The 20,751-nt window shown below is 64.9% G+C and carries 29 protein-coding genes; 3 read left to right on the top strand and 26 right to left on the bottom strand.

What is annotated here, in order from left to right:
* Positions 1–24: 24 nt before the first annotated feature.
* Positions 25–819: a hypothetical protein gene (locus V3G39_05815; GenBank protein ID XAS77553.1), complete on the bottom strand. Its 795-nt coding sequence runs from the start codon at positions 817–819 to the stop codon at positions 25–27.
* A gap of 221 nt (positions 820–1,040) precedes the next feature.
* On the opposite strand from V3G39_05815, the gene V3G39_05810 reads away from it, so the two are divergent.
* On the top strand, positions 1,041–1,445 hold the full coding sequence (locus V3G39_05810) for an SRPBCC family protein (GenBank protein ID XAS77552.1): 405 nt from the start codon (positions 1,041–1,043) through the stop codon (positions 1,443–1,445).
* On the opposite strand, the gene V3G39_05805 is transcribed toward V3G39_05810, so the two are convergent.
* Positions 1,434–2,276: a tRNA pseudouridine synthase A gene (locus V3G39_05805; GenBank protein XAS77551.1), complete on the bottom strand. Its 843-nt coding sequence runs from the start codon at positions 2,274–2,276 to the stop codon at positions 1,434–1,436. The genes V3G39_05810 and V3G39_05805 overlap by 12 nt on opposite strands.
* Positions 2,277–2,352: 76 nt before the next feature.
* On the opposite strand from V3G39_05805, the gene V3G39_05800 reads away from it, so the two are divergent.
* Complete coding sequence (locus V3G39_05800; GenBank protein XAS77550.1) at positions 2,353–2,739, top strand: hypothetical protein; 387 nt, start codon at positions 2,353–2,355, stop codon at positions 2,737–2,739.
* 110 nt (positions 2,740–2,849) lie between these two features.
* Here the strand turns inward: V3G39_05800 and V3G39_05795 are convergent, their stop codons facing one another.
* The 9 genes from V3G39_05795 to V3G39_05755 all read right to left on the bottom strand — a co-directional run bounded on the left by V3G39_05795 (position 2,850) and on the right by V3G39_05755 (position 8,051).
* Positions 2,850–3,014, bottom strand: a complete 165-nt coding sequence (locus tag V3G39_05795; GenBank protein XAS77549.1) for a hypothetical protein — start codon at positions 3,012–3,014, stop codon at positions 2,850–2,852.
* Between the two features lie 144 nt (positions 3,015–3,158).
* A complete protein-coding gene (gene rplQ / locus V3G39_05790; protein ID XAS77548.1) occupies positions 3,159–3,899 on the bottom strand; it encodes a 50S ribosomal protein L17 in 741 nt (246 codons plus the stop codon).
* A gap of 52 nt (positions 3,900–3,951) precedes the next feature.
* A complete protein-coding gene (locus tag V3G39_05785; GenBank protein XAS77547.1) occupies positions 3,952–4,980 on the bottom strand; it encodes a DNA-directed RNA polymerase subunit alpha in 1,029 nt (342 codons plus the stop codon).
* 141 nt (positions 4,981–5,121) lie between these two features.
* Positions 5,122–5,730: a 30S ribosomal protein S4 gene (gene rpsD / locus V3G39_05780; GenBank protein XAS77546.1), complete on the bottom strand. Its 609-nt coding sequence runs from the start codon at positions 5,728–5,730 to the stop codon at positions 5,122–5,124.
* 32 nt (positions 5,731–5,762) lie between these two features.
* A complete protein-coding gene (gene rpsK / locus V3G39_05775; protein XAS77545.1) occupies positions 5,763–6,167 on the bottom strand; it encodes a 30S ribosomal protein S11 in 405 nt (134 codons plus the stop codon).
* Between the two features lie 75 nt (positions 6,168–6,242).
* The gene (gene rpsM / locus V3G39_05770) at positions 6,243–6,617 is read right to left on the bottom strand and encodes a 30S ribosomal protein S13 (GenBank protein ID XAS77544.1); all 375 of its coding nucleotides are present in this window, start codon (positions 6,615–6,617) and stop codon (positions 6,243–6,245) included.
* Between the two features lie 243 nt (positions 6,618–6,860).
* The gene (gene rpmJ, locus V3G39_05765; protein ID XAS77543.1) at positions 6,861–6,974 is read right to left on the bottom strand and encodes a 50S ribosomal protein L36; all 114 of its coding nucleotides are present in this window, start codon (positions 6,972–6,974) and stop codon (positions 6,861–6,863) included.
* 84 nt (positions 6,975–7,058) lie between these two features.
* Positions 7,059–7,280, bottom strand: a complete 222-nt coding sequence (gene infA / locus V3G39_05760) for a translation initiation factor IF-1 (protein XAS78186.1) — start codon at positions 7,278–7,280, stop codon at positions 7,059–7,061.
* Between the two features lie 291 nt (positions 7,281–7,571).
* Positions 7,572–8,051, bottom strand: coding sequence for a hypothetical protein (locus V3G39_05755; GenBank protein XAS77542.1), 480 nt, complete (start codon positions 8,049–8,051; stop codon positions 7,572–7,574).
* Positions 8,052–8,231: 180 nt separating this feature from the next.
* On the opposite strand from V3G39_05755, the gene V3G39_05750 reads away from it, so the two are divergent.
* Positions 8,232–9,686: a DUF2252 domain-containing protein gene (locus V3G39_05750; GenBank protein XAS77541.1), complete on the top strand. Its 1,455-nt coding sequence runs from the start codon at positions 8,232–8,234 to the stop codon at positions 9,684–9,686.
* A 34-nt stretch (positions 9,687–9,720) separates the two neighbouring features.
* On the opposite strand, the gene V3G39_05745 is transcribed toward V3G39_05750, so the two are convergent.
* From V3G39_05745 to rplN, 15 genes are all read right to left on the bottom strand, one after another.
* The gene (locus tag V3G39_05745; GenBank protein XAS77540.1) at positions 9,721–11,334 is read right to left on the bottom strand and encodes a hypothetical protein; all 1,614 of its coding nucleotides are present in this window, start codon (positions 11,332–11,334) and stop codon (positions 9,721–9,723) included.
* A 133-nt stretch (positions 11,335–11,467) separates the two neighbouring features.
* A complete protein-coding gene (locus V3G39_05740; GenBank protein ID XAS77539.1) occupies positions 11,468–13,081 on the bottom strand; it encodes a hypothetical protein in 1,614 nt (537 codons plus the stop codon).
* A gap of 87 nt (positions 13,082–13,168) precedes the next feature.
* A complete protein-coding gene (map, locus tag V3G39_05735; protein ID XAS77538.1) occupies positions 13,169–14,020 on the bottom strand; it encodes a type I methionyl aminopeptidase in 852 nt (283 codons plus the stop codon).
* Positions 14,021–14,035: 15 nt separating this feature from the next.
* Positions 14,036–14,614: an adenylate kinase gene (locus V3G39_05730; GenBank protein XAS77537.1), complete on the bottom strand. Its 579-nt coding sequence runs from the start codon at positions 14,612–14,614 to the stop codon at positions 14,036–14,038.
* Complete coding sequence (gene secY, locus V3G39_05725) at positions 14,614–15,939, bottom strand: preprotein translocase subunit SecY (protein ID XAS77536.1); 1,326 nt, start codon at positions 15,937–15,939, stop codon at positions 14,614–14,616. The genes V3G39_05730 and secY overlap by 1 nt, the downstream gene beginning before the upstream one ends.
* A 223-nt stretch (positions 15,940–16,162) precedes the next feature.
* Positions 16,163–16,657 carry a 50S ribosomal protein L15 gene (rplO, locus tag V3G39_05720; protein ID XAS77535.1) on the bottom strand — a complete coding sequence of 165 codons (495 nt, stop codon included), beginning with the start codon at positions 16,655–16,657 and terminating at the stop codon, positions 16,163–16,165.
* On the bottom strand, positions 16,657–16,839 hold the full coding sequence (gene rpmD, locus V3G39_05715; protein XAS77534.1) for a 50S ribosomal protein L30: 183 nt from the start codon (positions 16,837–16,839) through the stop codon (positions 16,657–16,659). The genes rplO and rpmD overlap by 1 nt, the downstream gene beginning before the upstream one ends.
* Positions 16,839–17,546 carry a 30S ribosomal protein S5 gene (gene rpsE, locus V3G39_05710; protein XAS77533.1) on the bottom strand — a complete coding sequence of 236 codons (708 nt, stop codon included), beginning with the start codon at positions 17,544–17,546 and terminating at the stop codon, positions 16,839–16,841. Before rpsE ends, rpmD begins: the two co-directional genes overlap by 1 nt.
* 46 nt (positions 17,547–17,592) lie before the next feature.
* On the bottom strand, positions 17,593–17,973 hold the full coding sequence (rplR, locus tag V3G39_05705; GenBank protein ID XAS77532.1) for a 50S ribosomal protein L18: 381 nt from the start codon (positions 17,971–17,973) through the stop codon (positions 17,593–17,595).
* 3 nt (positions 17,974–17,976) lie between these two features.
* Positions 17,977–18,513, bottom strand: coding sequence for a 50S ribosomal protein L6 (rplF, locus tag V3G39_05700; GenBank protein ID XAS77531.1), 537 nt, complete (start codon positions 18,511–18,513; stop codon positions 17,977–17,979).
* Positions 18,514–18,538: 25 nt separating this feature from the next.
* On the bottom strand, positions 18,539–18,937 hold the full coding sequence (rpsH, locus tag V3G39_05695) for a 30S ribosomal protein S8 (GenBank protein XAS77530.1): 399 nt from the start codon (positions 18,935–18,937) through the stop codon (positions 18,539–18,541).
* Between the two features lie 176 nt (positions 18,938–19,113).
* Entirely contained in the window at positions 19,114–19,299 is a 186-nt protein-coding gene (locus V3G39_05690) for a type Z 30S ribosomal protein S14 (protein XAS77529.1), read from the bottom strand.
* A 3-nt stretch (positions 19,300–19,302) separates the two neighbouring features.
* On the bottom strand, positions 19,303–19,887 hold the full coding sequence (gene rplE, locus V3G39_05685; protein XAS77528.1) for a 50S ribosomal protein L5: 585 nt from the start codon (positions 19,885–19,887) through the stop codon (positions 19,303–19,305).
* Positions 19,887–20,279: a 50S ribosomal protein L24 gene (gene rplX, locus V3G39_05680; GenBank protein XAS77527.1), complete on the bottom strand. Its 393-nt coding sequence runs from the start codon at positions 20,277–20,279 to the stop codon at positions 19,887–19,889. Before rplX ends, rplE begins: the two co-directional genes overlap by 1 nt.
* Before the next feature lie 3 nt (positions 20,280–20,282).
* A complete protein-coding gene (gene rplN / locus V3G39_05675; protein XAS77526.1) occupies positions 20,283–20,651 on the bottom strand; it encodes a 50S ribosomal protein L14 in 369 nt (122 codons plus the stop codon).
* Positions 20,652–20,751 lie beyond the last annotated feature (100 nt).

The following is a 20,751-nucleotide window of genomic DNA, read 5'->3' as shown; positions in this document are numbered from 1 at the left end:
AGCCTTCACCCTGGCCGAAATCAATCAGATCCGGTCGACCAGCTGCTGGAGGACAGTGACGGCGAGCGGGATCGCAAAGGTCGCGACGAGGCCGAGCAGGAACCCCTGACCGCCTCCCCTGCGCACCGTGATCGGGGCCGGCTCGCGCAGCCGTTCGCTCGAGGCATACCAGAGCAGGCCGATACCGAGCGGCACATTGATCACCCAGAACCAGAACCATCGCGTGCCGGTGCGCGGTGCGCGATTGAACAGCGATCCGAGAGCGAGGAGAAGAATCAACAACTGAGCCAGTCCCGCCCAGGCGATGCCACCCTCGAAATGCGTGCGTTTGACGACGAAGTCAGTGACCCGGTCGACGTACGACGGCTCCGATGAGCCGCTCACGAAGGATGTGCCGCTGGTGATCGCCGAGGAGGTGATCGGCCCGGGGAAGGTCATCACGTCGGTGTAGTAGCGATGACCGTTGTGCACACTCCACACCAGGTAATCGCCCGTATTGTCCGTGGAGTTGTCGCCACGGAACGAGAACATCGGGCTCGCGCTCAATCGCGCCGGCCGCGAAGCCACCCGGTCGATGTCGGTCACGCGGCCACTCTCCGTGGCTGCACGCAATGAGTCGCCGGATGCCCGCACGGGAGCTGCCCACAACGAGGATGCGAAGTACAGCACCCACAACACCACGAGCATGATCCCGACAACGCGCGATGCCGCCCATCGCCCACGACCAGCACGTGCGCGCCCGATAGATTTCTCAGCTGCGCACCCGCCATCCGCTGTCGGTGACGGCTGCCCGTTCGCAAGACCCCCGGGCATCCCCATCTGCCGATCGTCGCACCCCGCCCCCTCGTTGTCACCACCTCGCGCGAGCACGCTCTGCCGACCGGTCCGGGAGACCGCCCGAGGGGCTCTTGAACCGTGCCCTCTGCAACTCACCCATAGATCGTCGTACCGTGTGAAGGTGGTGAGGCGGGGCCGCCCCGTCGCTCGAGTCGATTCCCGAGTGCCGACCAGGCCGTTCACCGGCCGAATGGAGTTCCCCCATGGCTGATCACGACGGCAGCATCGACGTACAGGCACCCGCCCAACAGCTTTTCGACTACCTGTCGGACGTCCGTCACCTGCCGGACTATTTCGCAGCCATGGTCAGCGCCGACCCGGCCGACGGTGAAGCCGTCCACGTGGTGGCTGAGGTCAACGGCTCACGCGAGGAGGGCGAGGCGTGGTTCCGGGTGGATCAGGTCGCCAAGAGATTGCAGTGGGGCTCCGAAGGGACCGGCGGTTACCGGGGCCTGTTGGATGTCACGGGCGATACACACACCTCGACCGTGACCGTCAAACTGCACACCGAGCACGGAGCGGCCGACCAGATCAACGAGGGGATCTCGGCGACCCTGGCGGAGGTCAAGCGCCTCGTCGAGACCGGGCCGGCTCCGTCAGCTTCGTAATTGCGGGAGCTCGCGGGTAGCTCGCGCCTCGCGGACACGGGCAGCGAGCTGCCCGTCGGGCGGGTAGGTCACTTCCTCCAGGCACAGGCCGTGCGGCGGCATTACCTTGACTCCCGGGTGACGTAGTCGGGCCGACATGACCGCGAGCGGCCACGACACGGGCTGCAGACCCTCCCCGACGGGCATAACGACCCCGACCAGCGAGCGCACCATCGAATGGCAGAACGCGTCCGCGACGACCGTCGCGACTGCGGTCCCGTCTGCTGTCCGCTCCCACCGGTATTCCAGCAACGTACGGACCGTCGTTGCGCCACCTCGTTTCTTGCAGAATGCGGCATAGTCGTTCAGTCCGAGCAACGCTTGCGCGGCGAGATCCATCGCCGGCACGTCCACCGGATGCTTTGCCAACACCGTGTCATGGCGTCTGGTGGGGTCGCAGGAGGCCCGGTCGTCGCAAAGCCGGTAACTGTAGCGTCGCCGCAGCGCGGAGAACCGGGCATCGAATCCTTCCGGAGCCGCACTCACCCGATGCACGACGACGTCGGCGGGCAGCACGCCATTCAGACGTCGCGTCGCAGCAACCGCCGGTGTGCGACGCGACCTCGCCGGTAGTGCCTCGTACGTTGCCTCGTCCACGTCCAGGTGACAGACCGCACCGCGGGCATGCACGCCGGCGTCGGTGCGCCCGGCAACGGTCAAGCGCGCGGGACCGGTACGGGCGATCGTCCCCCACGCCTCACTCAACGTCTGCTCGACGGTGCGCAGACCCGGCTGCGTCGCCCAGCCGAAGAAGTCACCGCCGTCATACCCGAAGTCGATCCTCAGCCGCACCCGCACAGGGTATCTGCGCGGGCATCTCCCCCGGCAATCCCCGGACGCCCGGCCAACGGGATACCACAATCGGCAGGTGTCCGACACCGTCGACTTCACCCGCCATCAGATAGCAGTCGCTGCCGCCTTCGCGACTCAGGGCCTGGTCTTTATCGTCCTCAGTACCAAGCTGCCCGCCCTGCAGGACCGTCTCGACATCGGTCCCGGCGAATTCCCCGCGCTCCTTCTGGCCCTCCTCGTTGCCGCCGATTTCGGCTCACTGATCGCCGAGCGCACCGCGCCGAGGTACGGAAACGCGGCGATCCTACGGGCGGGATTCGTGGTCATGGTGCTCGCTCTGCCGGTCACACCGTCCCACTTCAGGTACCACCGAGCACCTCGATCGAGAAGTCCATCGCCTGGCGGCGCATCCTCCACATCGGGCCTGCACTCGTCCTCTTCCACATGGTTGACATGGCGGTGACGACGTGGGTTCCGACCTACCTTGATCGCACCTTTGGCGCACGCGGCACCCTCAGGGCCGATGGTGCTGATGCTCACCCTCATCCCGCTGGCCCGATCGTTCCGATCTGTTCAGCCGTCGGTGGCCTGAGGGTCCGCGGAGGCCGATTCCGCGTCGGCTGCCGTCGCTCCGGCAGCAGCCATCTGCGCGTCCTTGGAGTCCGCATCGGTCGTTCCAGCCGGCGCATCCTGCTCCGGCTTCTGGTTCTTGGGGTCCTGCTTCTGCTCATCGCTCATGACTGCTCCTCGTGAGATATTCGCCGGTTACCCCACTTTCGCACAGCACCGCGCTGCGTAGGAACGGGCCCGCAGCGTGAGCTGGCGCACAGACAGAACGGGGCTGCACCGGCATCGGTGCAGCCCCGTTCATCAGATATTCGATCAGACGTTGGTGTCGTGCTCGTCCGCCTCTGCAGCGTCAGCTGCGTCAGCTGCGTCAGGCTGCTCGGCCTGCGCGTCCTCGCCACCAGCCGGCGCGAAACCTGCAGCTGCAGCTGCCTCGGACGTGGTGAACCACACCTCAGCAACGGTCGAGTCGTACCACCGCGAACCCTCGACGTGATACTTCATCGAGTCTTCGTTGCCCTTGACCGTGAACTTCGCGGCATCAGGGGATGCTCCGCCTTCGAGCGGGGCCGCTGACTCCTCGCCGTATTTGCTGTCAGCCGAGGATGACGACTCGGCAGCCTTGGCGTTGTCCGCTGCGGAACGACGCGTGGCGCCTTCGGCCTCGGCGACTACGGCGCGCTTGGGCTTGGCGTTGACGGCCTCGCGCACCAACTCGATCACGACCATGGGGGCGTTGTCGCCCTTACGCGGAGCGATCTTCGTGGTACGGGTGTAGCCGCCGGGACGCTGTGTCATGTCCGGCGCGATCTCGGTGAAGAGGCGGTGAACGACACCCTTGTCGCGCACGGTCCTCATCACCCGACGGCGCGCGTGCAGGTCACCGCGCTTGGCGAAGGTCACCAAACGCTCAGCCAGCGGCCGCAGCCGCTTGGCCTTTGCTTCAGTGGTCGTGATGCGATCGTGCTCAAATAACGCTGTGGCCAAGTTGGCCAGGATGAGCCGCTGGTGCGCAGGACCGCCGCCGACGCGGGGTCCCTTGGTAGGGGTTGGCATTGATAACTCCTTGGTCTACGAATCACATTGCGAAAGCAGTGGATTCAGCGGCTCAGTACTGCTCGTCCTCGGCAAAGCTGCCGTCGTCGTCAGCTGATTCTTCGTCGTCGTAACGGTCGGCGATAGCACTCGCGTCGAACCCGGGAGGGCTGTCCTTGAGCTGCAGACCCATCTCGACAAGCTTTTCCTTCACCTCATCGATCGACTTCGCACCGAAGTTGCGAATATCGAGCAGGTCGGCTTCGCTGCGCCCGACGAGTTCACCCACGGTGTGGATGCCCTCGCGCTTGAGGCAGTTGTAGGAGCGGACGGTGAGGTCCAGGTCTTCGATCGGCATCGAGAGGTGCGCGGCGAGCACGGCATCCGTCGGTGACGGGCCCATGTCGATGCCTTCGGCCTCGACGTTCAACTCGCGGGCCAGCCCGAACAACTCGACCAGGGTCTTACCGGAGGAGGCCATCGCGTCACGTGGCGCCATCGAGTTCTTCGTCTCGACGTCGACGATGAGCTTGTCGAAGTCGGTGCGCTGCTCGACACGGGTCGCCTCGACCTTGTAGGTCACGGCCAGCACCGGGGAGTAGATCGAGTCCACCGGGATCCGGCCGATCTCCTGCTCCGCGGACTTGTTCTGCGCGGCGGAGACGTAGCCGCGACCGCGCTCGACGGTCAGCTCCATCTCGACTTTGCCGCCATCGTTCAGCGTCGCGATGTGCAGATCGGGGTTGTGCACCTCGACACCGGCGGGCGGCGCGATGTCGGCTGCGGTCACCGCACCGGGACCCTGCTTGCGCAGGTACATCACGACGGGCTCGTCCTGCTCGGAGGAGACCACCAGGCTCTTGATGTTCAGGATGATCTCGGTGACGTCTTCCTTGACACCGGGGATCGTGGTGAATTCGTGCTGCACACCATCGATGCGCAGGCTGGTGACGGCGGCTCCGGGGATGCTGGACAGCAGGGTCCGGCGCAGGGAGTTGCCGAGGGTGTAGCCGAAGCCGGGCTCCAGCGGTTCGATGACGAACCGTGAGCGGTTGTCGGCGACGACTTCCTCACTGAGGATGGGGCGCTGTGCGATAAGCACTGTTTCTTTCCTTCCCACGGGCGTCCGCTATTTGACGCCTCATGATTGCTGGGTGTGCACCTCTGTCCGCGTACACCCATCCCACGACTTGGACATGCCAAACGAGTCATATCTGCCCCGTCCGGCATGTCCAAACAGTGATCAGTTCTTGGAGTAGAGCTCCACGATGAGCTGCTCGGTCAACTGGCTGTCGATCTGCGCACGAGTCGGCAACGAGTGGATCAGGATCTGCAGCGTGCCCGCCGAGACGTGCATCCACGCCGGGATAGGACGGTCACCGAAGGTTTCGCGCGCCAGCTGGATCGGGAAGATCTCGCGGGACTTCTCGCGCACCGTGATGATGTCGTACTGCTCGACGCGGTAGGACGGGATGTCCACAGCCTTGCCGTTCACCCTGAAGTGACCGTGGCTGACCAGCTGTCGCGAGGCGCGGCGGGTACGAGCCAGGCCCGCGCGGTAGACGACGTTGTCCAGACGCGACTCAAGGATGGTCAGCAGAACCTCGCCGGTCCGGCCCTGACGGCGGACAGACTCCTTGTAGTAGCGGACGAACTGCTTCTCCATGATGCCGTAGGTGAAGCGGGCCTTCTGCTTCTCCTGCAACTGCAGCAGGTACTCGTTCTCCTGCACCCGACCGCGACCGTGTTGGCCGGGCGGGAAGGGGCGCATCTCGAAAGACTTGTCACCCCCGACGAGGTCGGTCTTGAGACGACGCGACTTCTTGGTGATGGGGCCGGTGTAACGGGCCATGATTCAGATCTCCTTGAAAGTAAGTCGGTCGCTCAGCTACGACGCTTGGGCTGGCGGACGCCGTTGTGCGGCTGGGGGGTGACGTCCTGAATGGCGCCGACCTCCAGGCCAGCGGCGGCCAGGGAACGGATCGCGGTCTCGCGACCGGAACCGGGGCCCTTGACGAAGACGTCGACCTTCTTCATTCCGTGTTCCATCGCCCGACGCGCGGCGGCCTCAGCGGCCATCTGCGCGGCGTACGGGGTCGACTTACGGGAGCCCTTGAATCCGACCTGACCGGAGGACGCCCATGCGATCACCGCACCCTGCGGGTCGGTGATCGAGACGATCGTGTTGTTGAACGTGCTGCGGATGTAGGCGTGGCCTGCCGCAACGTTCTTCTTCTCCTTGCGACGCACCTTCTTGGCGCCGGGCGCCGTACGGCTCTTGGGAGGCATTTATAGAACTCCTGGTGTGACTGTCAGCGAATGTACGAATGTGAGAGAGGCGGTGGAACCATCCAGTGGACGGATTTACTTCGCCTTCTTGCGACCGGCGACCGTGCGCTTGGGACCCTTACGGGTGCGCGCGTTGGTCTTGGTGCGCTGGCCGTGCACGGGCAGGCCACGACGGTGGCGCAGCCCCTGGTAGGAGCCGATTTCGACCTTGCGGCGGATATCGGCAGCCACCTCACGGCGCAGGTCACCTTCGAGGCGGAAACTGGCCTCGAGGTGGTCACGGAGCGTAACGAGCTCCTCTTCGCTGAGGTCACGGACACGAGTGTCCGGGCTGACGCCGGTTGCTTGCAGCGTCTGTTCGGCGCGGGTTCGCCCCACGCCGTAAATGTAGGTAAGTGCAACCTCGACGCGCTTCTCGCGCGGGAGGTCGACACCGATGAGACGTGCCATCTGGTGGTTCTCCTGATGTGTCTTCGGAGGTCTGATGCACGCGCCGATCCCATGACCAGCCGGAGTGGCTGAGATGGGTCCCCGGCCTCCGAGCCGGGGGTGACGTCCGATGGGAGTAATCCATCGGGGCCGGGCACGAGCAGATGTGCGGCAGATGCCACACAGATAAAACCTGTGTCGTCGTGATGAAGTTGTGTAGCTGCGTTCTAAGAGAGAAACACGACCTCTGCCAGTGGCAGAAGGTCAGCCCTGCCGCTGCTTGTGGCGGGCGTTCTCGCAAATCACCATGACCCGACCATTACGGCGGATCACCTTGCAGTTGTCACAGATCTTCTTGACGCTCGGCTGGACTTTCATCGCACCTTTTGTCTTCGAAGTCGGTACCCGACATCCGGGCGGATGTCAGGCAGTAAAAAATCGACCAGTGTTGAATCAGGTCGATCAGCGATACCGGAAAACGATACGACCGCGAGTCAGGTCATACGGGCTGAGCTCGACCACGACACGGTCCTCGGGGAGGATCCGGATGTAGTGCTGTCGCATCTTCCCTGAGATGTGGGCGAGCACCTTGTGACCGTTGCTCAGCTCTACCCGGAACATTGCGTTCGGTAGAGCCTCCACGATCGTGCCCTCGATCTCGATGACACCGTCCTTCTTGGCCATGTCCTCCAACTCACCTGCTTCAGCGGGAGCACCCCTGACGGGCGTCCCTGATGTGCGGACCACGCTTCGTGCGCACCTGCCCTCCTGCACCCTGGGCTGGCCGCACAGCAGAGCTGTCCAGTTTGAGAGCCAGAAGCGGAAGTTGGCAGACGATGACCTGGTTCGGGACCGAGGTCACAGCGCGCACGTGAACCGATTAGTTACCTTACCGGCCCGGCGTATATGGCCCAAATCGCGAGGCCGCCGGGGGTGGTCAGGCGCTCGAAGATGTCGTGGTCGACCGCGCGTCGGTCAGGGGGCGGGCGGGGCCGTCGCAGTGACGGTGGCCGTCACGGTGGCGGTGGCCGTCACGGTGGCGGTCGACGGCGGCACCGACACCGTGGTGGGGGGTGCGGTGACTGTCTGCGTGGCGGTTGTCACGGACCCCGGCCCCGTGACGCTCACGGTCTGCGGCGGGCCCGTCACCGTGCTGGTTGCAGTCGAGTATTTCGTGCTCACCAGAGTGGAGTTCTCGGTGACCGCGGCCTGGGTCGTCGTCACGGTCCGGGTCTGGGTCTGGGCCTGGGTCTGCGTCCCAGCAGCGGGTCCGACCGCCCGATCACGCGATGCCCCGATGACAAAACCGGCAATACCGAAGACAACGGCGCCGAGAATCGCCCCGAGCAGCAATGGAATCGAGGAACCCGATCCGGTGGGTTCGCGGGGTCGCTCGTCGACGTAGTCCTCCTGCCCCGACGGGTCGCGCGGGAAGAAGTCGTCGAAGTTGCTCATCCGGTGCTGCCTCTCACCACGTCGGCCTGTGTGGGTCGTCGGCACGATCGTGCCGTATCGAGAGCCGCTGCGCCGCATCCGTCACGAATTCGCCGGTCAGCGCCGAGAGGCGCCGGGCCGGGTAAGTTCAACTGTGCCCTTCCTTCGCGGGCTGACCAAACGATCTGGTGGGAGCACCTTGTGACCGCATCCGGTTCCGGACACAAGGTGCTGGCCAACGCCGACGGCGGATCCTTCGCTTCCTTGCGCCTGCGTCCTACCTCCCGGGCAGAGCGCGTCGCGACGGGTAAGGCCATCCGTCAGCAGGTCCCGCGCAGCTCGATGGCGGCGTGGGGCGCCCCGAAGGACCGGCCCGACCCAGTGACGTTGCTGAGTCGATCCCACCGCGGCCGAGTTGATGACCTGGTCCCGATCCGGGTGGGCCGGATGATCTCCTCGCCGTACGGTTTCCTGCGCGGCGCGGCTGTTGTGATGGCATGGGACGTCGCTCATCTCGCAGCGACCGGAATCCAACCGGTCATCTGCGGGGACGCCCACCTGGGCAACTTCGGCTTCTACGGCTCCCCCGAAGGTGAGCTGGTGCTCGACCTCAACGACTTCGACGAAGCCCACCCCGGCGGATGGGAATGGGATCTACGACGACTGACCACCAGCATCTGGGTGGCCGGGCGGGAGAACGGCCTGAGCGAGGGCCAGTGCCGCACCGCTGTCGAGTCGTGCGTGGCGGCGTACCGCGATGAAGTGCGGTTCCTGGCTCACGAGCCGTTGTTGATGCGCTCCTACAACCGGCTGGACGTGGGGCGGCTGCATGAGAGCGCTACCGAGAAGTCGCTGCGCAACGAGATCAAGCGTTCGGTCAGACGCGCCAAGAAGCGCACGAGTGACCGCGCCCTGCCCAAGTTCACCCATCAGCAGGGCGACGAGCGCCACATCGTGGAAGAGCCGCCGTTGATCCGCCGGGTCACCGACAGCAAAGCTGACCTGATCGCGTCCGGGCTGGACCGATACCTACCCACGTTGGCCCCGCACTGGGCCCGGGTGTTGGGCGGGTACACCATCCAGGATGTGGCCCTCAAGGTCGTCGGAGTAGGCAGCGTGGGCCTACGCGCCTACGTGGCGTTACTCGAGGGGTCCTCCGCCGACGACGTCGTGTTCCTGCAGATGAAGCAGGCCCGTCGTTCGGTCCTGGCGACGTACGTACACGGCGACTCGGCGTGGCACCGGCATCAGGGCCAGCGCGTCGTGGAATACCAGCAGGCGCTGCAGACTGTGAGTGACCCGCTGCTGGGCTGGACCACGATCGACCGCCGCCAGTACTACGTGCGTCAGTTCCGCAACATGAAGGGCACAATCGCCCTGGATTCGATGGATGGGCGCGCGCTGGCCGACTATGCCGGCATCGTCGGCCACCTGCTGGCCAAAGGCCACGCGCGGACGAGCGGCGCCTCGATGATTGCCGGGTACGTCGGAAAGGGCGCCAGCCTGGACCGCGCAATGGGCCACTTCGCCCTCGCCTATGCCGACCAGACCGAACGTGATCACGCCAGATTGGTGACCGCTGCCAGGAACGGTCGCGTGCCGGTGGCCGATGGCGCACTGGACTCCATGGGCTCCGCATTCCGTCCCGGCGGCTAGTGCAGTGAATCAGCAGTAGGAGGATGCGGATTGCTCAGCGCAGGTAGCTCAGCCCGCCCCGATCGCCTGGAAGGCTCAGCTCACCGGACAGGCCGACGACCATGCCGTCTGAAGGGTCACCGAGTCCGCTGTCGCCGATCGATGAATTCACCGGAATAGAGAGCGACCAGGCACTCGCACCCGACCGCAACGAGTACCCCGAAATGCGATATCCGTTCGCGAGGACGACCTGGCTGTCGGTGCATCGCGCCTGCACGTCGTTGCCGGCCGCGCCGTCCGCAACCCAGCGTCGGACCCCGGTAGCGGCGTCGTACCCGGCCAAGACCGCGCTGCCCAGGGTGACAATCACCCCGCCGCAGATCGCGATCGGTTGATCGCCGGGCGATAGTCGTCGAGGAGCTGCGGCGGGGTCCGACGGCGAACGGCCGACATACGCGGTCGATACCGACCCGTCCTGTCCGCTGGGGTCGGGAAATGAAAATACCGTCACGAGCAGCGGTTCACCACGAGTGCGATCATCGGCCGAGAGAACCGCGGTCGCGTTCTCTGGGATCCGTCGCGTACCGACCGTCAATACGCCATCGCCCACCTGTGTCACGACGGTCCTGTCGAGGACTGTGACGACATGACCGGCACCCGCACTGACGGGCGCACCCCCCGCGACGGAAAAAACTGCCTGTCGACCCGCGACCTGCGCGAGTGAGACCAGTGCCCGGCCCCGCAACTCAACGACGTGCGGATGCGCGACCTGGCCCGTCACGAACGAGAAACTCGACTGCAACCGGACCAGCGAAACCCGGTGGCTCCACTGTGCCTGGCCACCCATCGAATAACGCGCCACCGTTGCCTCGTCCGGCAACCCATGACCGAGCACGTAGAAACCACCGGTACCCACACCCGCGAACGCAGCGCCCTCGGGCGCACCCGCAACCTGAGAGTTGTGCAGGATCGCGCCAGTGGCGACATCCACCCTGCTGATCGTCGCGCCTCGATAGGCAGCGCTGCGCTCGGAGTGGCTACTGAAACTTGATTGGTCACCGTCGATCGGGGATGTGTTGTCGACCACCTGGTAGAACACCGGCACGGTGAGACACCACAGCCGACCGGTGATCACCAGGCAGTCGTACGTCGAACCGGCGGGGGCAGCCCGGTGCCAGCGGACCGAACCGGTTTCGCGCACGAGACCGACCAGTTCTGCCCGCTGCGAGCGTTGAACCGCAACGACGACTACGTCACCGACGATGGCGCTCGAGGTAACCGAACACAGATCCGTGGCGAAGAGACCACCTGGGTCCTCCGGAGATGACGAGGACGGCAACGCAGTCGGGCAGCCCAGCGCAGCAGCGACGTCATTGAGCGGGCGCTGCCAGCGCACCTGCGGATCCGAGGACAGCCGCACCTGCCCGGACGCGTTGCGGTCCGGGATGCGTTGCGGTGCTTCGCGCAGGGCAACGTAGGTCGCGCTCAGCGATAAGCAGATGGTCAGGACACCGGCGACCACCACCCACCGAATGTTCCGCGACAACCTGCGGACGATGCTGCCGTCCGGCCCGTCACCGTCCGGCCCATCACCGAGCTGGGCACCGCCGAGGTCCGCCGCATCTGCACCAGCACTGCGACCTGCGGTGGTCGCAAGCACTCTCGACACGGTCTCGCTCCCCGCAAAGGGTTCGCCACACGTCGCGCACGCGACCGCCCCACCGGCAGCCCGTCGCCCGCACACCGAGCACATCCTGGGCATCAGGTGTCCAGCTTCGATCGGCCCTGGCCACCGGGAACATTCATCGCAGGTAACTCACTGACGTCGTTCCGGTGGGCAGGCCCGTGTTGTTCGAGGGGCCGGCAAGTAGTCCCTGCGGTGGATCTCCGAATCCGCCACCAGTCACGATGGATCCGAGCGGGTAGGAAACAGTCCAGATCTGTGTCCCGCTGTCCAGTGAAAACGCCGTCGCCTGATATGAATTCGCGAACACGACCTGCGATCCGTTGCAGCGCACCTGCAGATCTGCTCCGTCCAGCACTCCCGCGGTCCAGCGGCGCACACCGCTGACCGAATCGTAACCAGCGACGGCACCGTCGGCCAGCGTGAGGACAACCCCAGCACAGTAGGCGACAGGCTGATCCCGCGCCTGCAGACTGTGCCCGCCCACGGTCGGGTGGGGCGGCGACCGGAGGGTGAAACCGGCGGAACCCGCGGCGCCCGGACCGTTCGGATCGACCGCTGAGAACTGCGTCACCAGTAGTGGTTCCCCACCCGACCGGTCGTCAGCGGAGAGGACGGCGAGCGCATTCTCCGGTATCTCGTGGCCATCGACCCTCAGCGTGCCACTGCCCACCTGACTCACGACAGTCCGACCCAGCACCGTCACGATGTGGCCGACCGCCGACCGGACCGGGGCGCCCCCTACGACGGTGAAAGCTGCCTGCCGACCGGCAACCTGCGCGAGTGAGACCAGCGCCCGACCCTGCAGCTCGTGTACCTGCGGTGTCGCCACCCGCCTCATCAGAGTGGAGGAACTCGACTGGAGCAGCACGAGTGTCACCCGGTGGCTCCACTGCATTTCGCCCCGACCGGAGTAACTAACGACGGTGCCCTCGGGCGTTGGCCCCCGCCCGAGGACGTAGAAACCGCCCCTGCCCACACCTGCGAAGGCGGCTCCCACACCTGACCCGGGCACTGGTGAGCCGGCCACCACGGCACCCGTAGTCGGCTCCAGCCGGACCAGGCTGGCGCTGCGATAAGCGGCGCTTCGCCGCGGGAGGACATCGAAGCTTCCATCCGTGGCGCCGTTCGGGGTGTTGTGCTCGATCACCGGGTAGTAGAGCGGCACGCTCAGACACCACAACCGACCGCCGGTCACCATGCAGTCGTAGGTCGAACCCGTGGGCGACTGTCGACGCCATTTCACGGACCCGTCACGAGTGGCAAGCCCGACAAGCTCGGCCCGCTGGGAGCGCTGCACCGCCACCACCACGAGGCCATCGACCGTCGCGCTCGCAGTGACCGAGCAGGCGTCGACACTGGGGTTGTCCTGGGTCACCGCTGTCGGACACCCCAGATCCGGCGCGATCTGTTCGAAGTTGCGCTGCCAACGCAACCCGGGGTCCGACGACAGCCGTACGCGACCATATGCCACGCCGTCGGGCACCCGTGGAGGCGTGGATCTGAGTGCGACGTACGACGCGCTCAGGGACACGCTGAGGACGACCACCCCTGTCGCCACCATCCACCGGGTCCCCCGGGTCAACTTCCTGGCGGAATTTTCATCGACGCGGCCCCCGATCGACTCAGCGTCGCCCGGGGCGCGGGTAGCCGGCGCACCCGCCTCGTCGCTGGGTGCCACGTAGCTCCGACCGGCGCTGGTGGCGAGCACCGCAGACCCGGTGGCGCGCACTGCCAGTGGCTCGCCGCAGGCCGAGCACGAGGGCGCTTGACGAGCAGCGTGCCTCCCGCACCCCGGGCAGACCCTCGCCATTCTTCCTCAGCCCAGTGGCCCGTACGGCGCTCCGACGGCCGCGAGTTCCCGCTCGCCGCCGTCGATTGCGGTCAGTACCCACAGCCCGCCCGCAGTGGCAGCCACGGTGTGCTCCCAGTGTGCCGCGCGCGAGCCGTCGTCCGTGAGAACCGTCCAGCCGTCCTCGAGCTCGTGCGTCTCGAATCCGCCGAGCGTGACCATGGGCTCGATGGCCACCGTCGCGCCTTCGCGAATCGTAGGTCCCGACCCGCGCACCCGCTCGTTGTACACGGTGGGCTCCATGTGCATCGCCGTACCGATGCCGTGACCGGTATAGCCATCGACGGTATCGAAGGCGAGATCCAATCCCGAGGCGTTCCACCGCTGAGCTCCGGCCGCAATGGTGTCCTCGATGACCGCACCGATGTCGTAGACGCCCGTGCCGGGACGGAAAGCAGCAATCGCAGCCCAGAGCGCGTCGTACGTTGTTGTCGTCAGGGCCCGGTCGGAAGCAGCCGCAAAATCGCTGATCGGAAACGTGACGGCTGCGTCTCCGTGCCACCCGTCGACGATCGCACCGCAGTCCACCGACACCAGATCACCTGCGGCCAGCACCCTCTCCCCCGGTATTCCGTGCACCACTTCGTCATTGACGGAGATGCAGAGCGTTGCGGGGAAGCCTTGATAACCCAGGAAGCTCGGAGTAGCACCGGCGTCACGGATGAACGCCTCGGCCAGTCGATCCAGGTGCTGCGTCGTCATACCGGCTCGGGACTGTTCGCGTACGTGGGCCAGACAGTTACCGACTACCAGCCCAGCCGCTCGCATCGTGAGCAACTGCTGTGGCGTCTTGACCGGGAGACGTTCCCTACCGAACACAGTGCACTGAACCCGTCAGCCGCCGGCCGACAGTGCGTCCAGCGTTGCTTCGATTCGAGCGGTCACCTCGTCGACATCGCCCATCCCATCAACCTCGTGCAGGAGTCCCCGTTGGGAGTAGGTCTGCGCCAACGGGGAGGTCTCCTTGTTGTAGATCTGCTGGCGTTCGCGAATGACCTGCTCGGAGTCATCCGCCCGCCCAGACGTCTTTGCACGCTCGGCGAGCCGGGAGACCAGCTCATCGTCGTCCACCGTCAGGCGCAATACCCCGTCGACGCTGTGCCCGGTCGCAGCGAGCAGCTCGTCCAGCGCATCGACCTGGACAGTGGTGCGGGGGTATCCGTCGAGCAGAAACCCAGCTGCCGCGTCATCGTGACCGAGCCGGTCGGCGACGATCCGATTGGTGACCTCGTCAGTGACATAACCGCCTGCGTCCAGGATGCCCTTGACCTCAAGGCCCAACGGCGTCTCGTCCTTGATGTTGGCCCGGAAGATATCACCGGTGGACACGTGCGGTATGCCGTGCCGGTCGCACAGCCGCTGGGCCTGCGTGCCTTTACCCGCCCCTGGCGGACCCAGAATGATCAATCGCATCAGCGCAGGAACCCTTCGTAGTGGTGCTGCTGAAGTTTGGCGTCAACCTGTTTGACCGTCTCCAACCCCACGCCTACGAGGATGATGATGGATGCACCGCCGAACGGGAAGTTGGAGTTGGCACCGACCATAGCGAGGGCTATCAGCGGGATCAACGCCAAAATGCCCAGATACAGCGCGCCGACCACCGTAATGCGGGTCAACACGTAGTTGAGGTACTCCGATGTTGCCTTACCCGCACGCACACCCGGGATGAACGACCCGGCCGATTTGAGGTTGTCCGACACCTCTTCGGGCTGGTAGGTCACCGACACGTAGAAGAACGTGAAGAACACGACGAGCACCGTTGAGAGCAGCATGTAGGACCAGTTGTCACCACGCGCCAGATTCTCCAGCACCCATCGCGCCCATCCGGGTGGGGGCTTACTGCGGTCACTGGGCTGGGCGAAACCAGCGAGCAGCACCGGCAGGGACAGCAGGGATGTTGCGAAGATGATCGGGATCACATTCGCCATGTTCACCTTGAGCGGCAGGTAGGTGGACATTCCGCCGTACATCCGGCGACCGACCATCTTCTTCGCGTACTGCACCGGGATGCGCCGGTTGGAGTTCTCCACGAAGACGACGGCCACGGTGATGGCCAGACCCATGACGACGACAACGATGAACTTGCCCCAGCCCTGGCTGTGAATGGCCCAGACCGAGCCGGGCACCTGCGCGGCGATGGCCGTCAGGATCAGGAGCGACATTCCGTTGCCGATACCGCGCTCGGTGATCTGCTCACCGAGCCACATGATCAGGCCGGTGCCGGCTGTCAGGACCAGCACCATCAGGACGATGTTGAAGATCCCCTGCTGGGGCATGATCGTCGGGCAACTGCTGGCGTCGCCGCCCAGCAGAGAGGACGGGTTTGCCTTGGCCGCTGTTACCAACGTCGCGGACTGCAGTAACGCAAGACCGATGGTGAGGTAACGCGTGTACTGCGTCATCTTGGTCTGCCCCGCCTGGCCTTCCTTCTTCAATTCCTCGAAGCGTGGAATGACCACCGTGAGCAGCTGAACGATGATGCTCGCGGTGATGTACGGCATGATCCCGAGCGCGAAAACCGACAACTGCAGCAGCGCACCACCTGAGAAGAGGTTCGCCAACCCGAGGAAGCTCTGATTGGACGTCGCACCCTTCTGACATGCCTGGATCAACGGCAGGCTGATGCCGGGTGTCGGGATATGCGATCCCAGACGGAAGATCGCCATCACCATGAGGGTGAACAGGATCTTCTTTCGCAGTTCCGGCGTCTTGAACGCGCGGGCCAGGGCGGTGAGCAACAGGGTCCTCCTACAACGGTCGACCCGGCGGGTCGGACCTACGTTCTGCGAGCAGCCGGACTGCCGTGGCACTCGGCGGATACAGACGACGACGGAACGGGATCCGTCCCGGTCACCGGGGTGACAATACCCGGCATACGTGCGCCCCGGGTGCGAGACCCTCTGATGAGTGTCCCGCAGGCCCGGGGCGCACGGTGGTCACGTCACTGTCGAGACGTGTGGGTCAGGATGCGGAAATCGATCCGCCCGCTGCCTCGATCTTTTCCTTGGCCGACTGGGAGAAGGCCGCGACGGTCAACTGCACCGTCACACCGATCTCGCCGGTACCCAGCACCTTGACCGGGGCGCCCTTGCGAACCGCGCCCTTGGCCACGAGCTCCTGCGTACCGATGGAGCCGCCCTCAGGGAACAACGCGGTGATCTTGTCCAGGTTGACGACCTGGAAGGTGACCTTCGCGGGGTTCTTGAAACCACGCAGCTTCGGCAGTCGCATGTGCAACGGCGTCTGGCCACCCTCGAATGTGGCGGGCACCTGATAACGGGCACTGGTGCCCTTGGTGCCACGTCCGGCGGTCTTACCCTTCGAACCCTCACCACGACCGACACGAGTCTTGGCCGTCTTGGCTCCCGGCGCGGGACGCAGGTGGTGGACCTTCAGGGCGTGCTCACGCGCAGCCGACGGGGCCACGGTGCCTGTCGTGCTCTTGCTCTCACTCATCAGTCAGTCTCCTCGACGGTCACCAGGTGGGCGACCGATCGAACCATCCCACGGAACTCGGGACGATCCTCCTTGACGACGGTCTCACCGATCCGATGCAGACCCAGTGAACGAAGGGTCTCGCGGTGCTTGGGTTTGCCACCGATGTCGGAACGGATCTGGGTCACTTTCAGCGACGCCATCAGGCACCTGCCTTCGCTGCTGCAGCCGCCTCTGCCATCGCACGCTGCATCCGGGGAGGAGCAACGTGGTCCAGCGGCATGCCGCGACGAGCCGCGACGGCCTCGGGCCGTTCCAGGCCCTTCAGCGCAGCCACGGTGGCGTGCACGATGTTGATCGCGTTGTCCGAGCCGAGCGACTTGGACAACACGTCGTGGATGCCCGCGCACTCCAGCACGGCGCGCACCGGGCCACCGGCGATGACACCGGTACCAGGCGATGCCGGCTTCAACAGGACAACACCTGCTGCAGCCTCACCCTGGAACGGGTGCGGGATGGTGTCGCCGATCATCGGGACGCGGAAGAAGTTCTTCTTCGCTTCCTCAACACCCTTGGCAATCGCGGACGGGACCTCTTTGGCCTTGCCATAGCCGACTCCGACGGTGCCCTGTCCATCTCCGACCACGACGAGCGCGGTGAAACTGAACCGACGACCACCCTGGACGACCTTGGATACCCGGTTGATGGTGATAACGCGCTCCAGGTACTGGTTGCGTTCATCCCCGCCACGGCCACCACGGCCACCACGGTCGTTACCACCACGGCCGCCGCCACCTGCGCGGCCGCCACGGTCATTGCCGGCGTTGCCACCGGCGGAGTTGGCGGCATTGCCACCGGATGCGGCGCCCTGGGGGGGGCCACCGGCACCTCGACGCTGGGGTCCAGCCATCAGTGGTTCCTCACCTTCGTGTTTGAAGCCGTGCAGATGAACGCGGTCATAGCTTCAGACCGCCCTCGCGGGCGCCATCGGCGATCGCCGCGACTCGGCCGGCGTACTTGTTACCACCGCGGTCGAAGACAACGGCTTGCACACCGGCATCCTTCGCGCGGGCAGCGACAAGCTGGCCCACCTGCTTGGCCTTTGCTGTCTTGTCACCCTCAGAGCCGCGCAGGTCTGCTTCCATCGTGGAGGCAGATGCGAGGGTCTGACCGATGCCATCGTCGACGACCTGCACGAAAACGTGCTTCGCCGAGCGGGACACCACCAGACGCGGGCACGTCGAGGTACCGGAGATGCGCTTGCGTAGGCGAGCGTGACGGCGCTTGCGGGCCGCCTGCTTGCTGCTGGAACGCTTCGTGATCTTTGCTTTAGCCATGGCTCACTTACCAGCCTTTCCGACCTTGCGGCGGATGTGCTCGCCTTCGTAGCGAACGCCCTTTGCCTTGTACGGGTCGGGCTTGCGCAACTTGCGGATGTTCGCCGACACTTCGCCGACGAGTTGCTTGTCGATACCAGTCACCGAGAACCGGGTGGGGTTCTCGACCGTGAAGGCAATGCCCTCAGGCGCGGTGATGGTGATCGAGTGGCTGTACCCGAGCGCGAACTCGAGATCGGATCCCTTGGCGGTCACTCGGTAACCGGTGCCGTGGATCTCCAGCTTCTTGGTGTAACCCTCGGTCACACCGACGACCATGTTGTTGATCAGGCTGCGGGTGAGCCCGTGGCGGGCACGCGATGCGCGCTCGTCGTTGGGCCGCGATACCTGCAGTACACCCTCATCTTTGGCGACCGTGATCGGCTCGGGCAATGTCAGACCGAGCTGACCCTTCGGGCCCTTGACACTGATGGTGCGACCGTCGATCGCTACGTCCACTCCGGTAGGGACCGGAACGGGGAGACGTCCAATACGAGACATCGTTTAACTCCTCCTTAGTTCCTGGTCACCAGACGTAGGCGAGGACTTCCCCGCCAACGCCCTTGTTGGCTGCCTGCCGGTCGGTCAGTAGACCGGAAGACGTGGACACGATTGCAACGCCGAGGCCACCGAGCACGCGAGGCATGTTCGTGGACTTGGCGTAAACCCGCAGACCGGGCTTGGATACGCGGCGAACGCCTGCAATGGAGCGCTCCCGGTTCGGGCCGTACTTAAGGTCGACGATGAGCGTCTTGCCCACCTCGGCATCCTCGACGCGGAAGCCACCGATGTAGCCCTCGGCTTCCAGGATCTCCGCGATGTGCGACTTCAACTTCGAGAACGGCATGGACGTCGAGTCATGGTGCGCCGAATTGGCGTTCCTGACGCGCGTCAACATGTCCGCGATCGGATCGGTCATGGTCATTGGGCTTCATTGCCCTTCCTCACCGGGGTTTCGGATTCACGGGACATCCGTGAGCGACCTACGGTGTAGTTCGTAGTGACTGTCGACTCATGAGGCTCACTCATCGACGTGAAACGTGCAGTGGATCCCTGCTATCGCCCATCAACTGAGCACAGCGGGAACCCTCGAGCGAAGGTCTACCAGGAGCTCTTCTTGATGCCGGGCAGCTCGCCGCGGTGCGCCATCTCGCGAAGGCAGATGCGGCAGAGCCCGAACTTGCGGTAGACAGCGTGCGGGCGACCGCACCGCTGACAACGGGTGTACCCGCGGACGGCGAACTTCGGCTTGCGCTCGGCCTTCTTGACCAGTGCGGTCTTAGCCATGGGTCACTTCTCCTTGAACGGGAAGCCCAGTGCACGCAGTAGCGCTCGGCCCTCGTCATCGTTACTGGCGGTCGTCACGACCGTGATGTCCATACCTCGGACCCGGTCGATACGGTCCTGATCGATCTCGTGGAACACCGACTGCTCGGTCAGACCGAACGTGTAGTTGCCGTTGCCGTCGAACTGCTTCGGCGACAGGCCACGGAAGTCACGGATCCGGGGAAGGGCAGTGGAGACCAACCGGTCCAGGAACTCCCACATCCGGTCGCCGCGCAAGGTGGTGTGGCAGCCGATCGGCATACCCTCACGCAACTTGAACTGTGCGATCGACTTGCGGGCCCGTGTCACGGCCGGCTTCTGGCCGGTGATCGCCGAAAGGTCGGTGATTGCGCCGTCGATGATCTTGGAGTCTCTGGCAGCATCGCCGACACCCATGTTCACGACAACCTTCACCACGCCGGGCACCTGCATGATGTTCGCAAAATCGAACTGTTCACGCAGAGCCGGCTTGATTTCGGCGTTGTAGCGAGTCTTCATCCGGGGCGTGGTCGCCGCGGAGGCAGTGGGCTCAGTAGCAGTTGCAGTCATCACAGATCCTTTCCGGAACGAACGGCGACGCGGGTACGGACGGTCTTCATCCGGCCATCGCGTTCGACCTGCTCGACTCGCATACGAATACGGGTAGGCCTACCGGACTCGGGGTCCACCACAGCGACGTTACTCACGTGGATAGGCGCCTCGACGACCTCCAGGCCACCAGCACCGCCGCCCGGCTGACCGGCGCGGACATGCTTGGTCACCCGGTTGATGCCCTCGACGAGCACCCGCTGGCGCTCGGGGAAGACCTCGATGACCTTGCCCTGCTTGCCCTTGTCTCCACCGTTGGCCTGAGACCGTCCGGTGATGACCTGGACCAGGTCGTTCTTCTTGATCCTCATGGTCGGCTTCTTGACGACCTGGATCTTCTTCTTCATAGCCATGGCTCAGAGCACCTCCGGGGCGAGCGAGATGATCTTCATGAAGCGCTTCTCGCGCAACTCACGGCCCACCGGGCCGAAGATGCGGGTACCGCGAGGGTCACCGTCACCCTTGAGGATCACTGCTGCGTTTTCGTCGAAGCGGATGTAGGAACCGTCCACCCGACGACGCTCCTTGCGGGTGCGAACGATGACCGCCTTGACGACGTCACCCTTCTTCACGTTGCCACCGGGGATGGCGTCCTTGACGGTCGCCACGATGGTGTCACCGATGCCGGCGTAACGACGGCCTGAACCGCCGAGAACCCGAATGCACAAGATCTCCTTGGCACCGGTGTTGTCGGCGACTCGAAGTCGCGACTCCTGCTGGATCACTGGTTTGTCTCCTGTCGTCTCACTGGTTCTCACCGCGACGGGTGAGCCTTGCGGAACTAGTGGTTTGAGGTGCGGTCACGCTGGCTGCCCGTCGCTCTCC

The sequence above is a fragment of the Dermatophilaceae bacterium Sec6.4 genome, assembly GCA_039636865.1.
Classification (GTDB): Bacteria; Actinomycetota; Actinomycetes; order Actinomycetales; family Dermatophilaceae; genus Allobranchiibius.
Note: the sequence above shows the minus strand (reverse complement) of the source record. Positions and strands in the feature narration are given on the sequence as shown.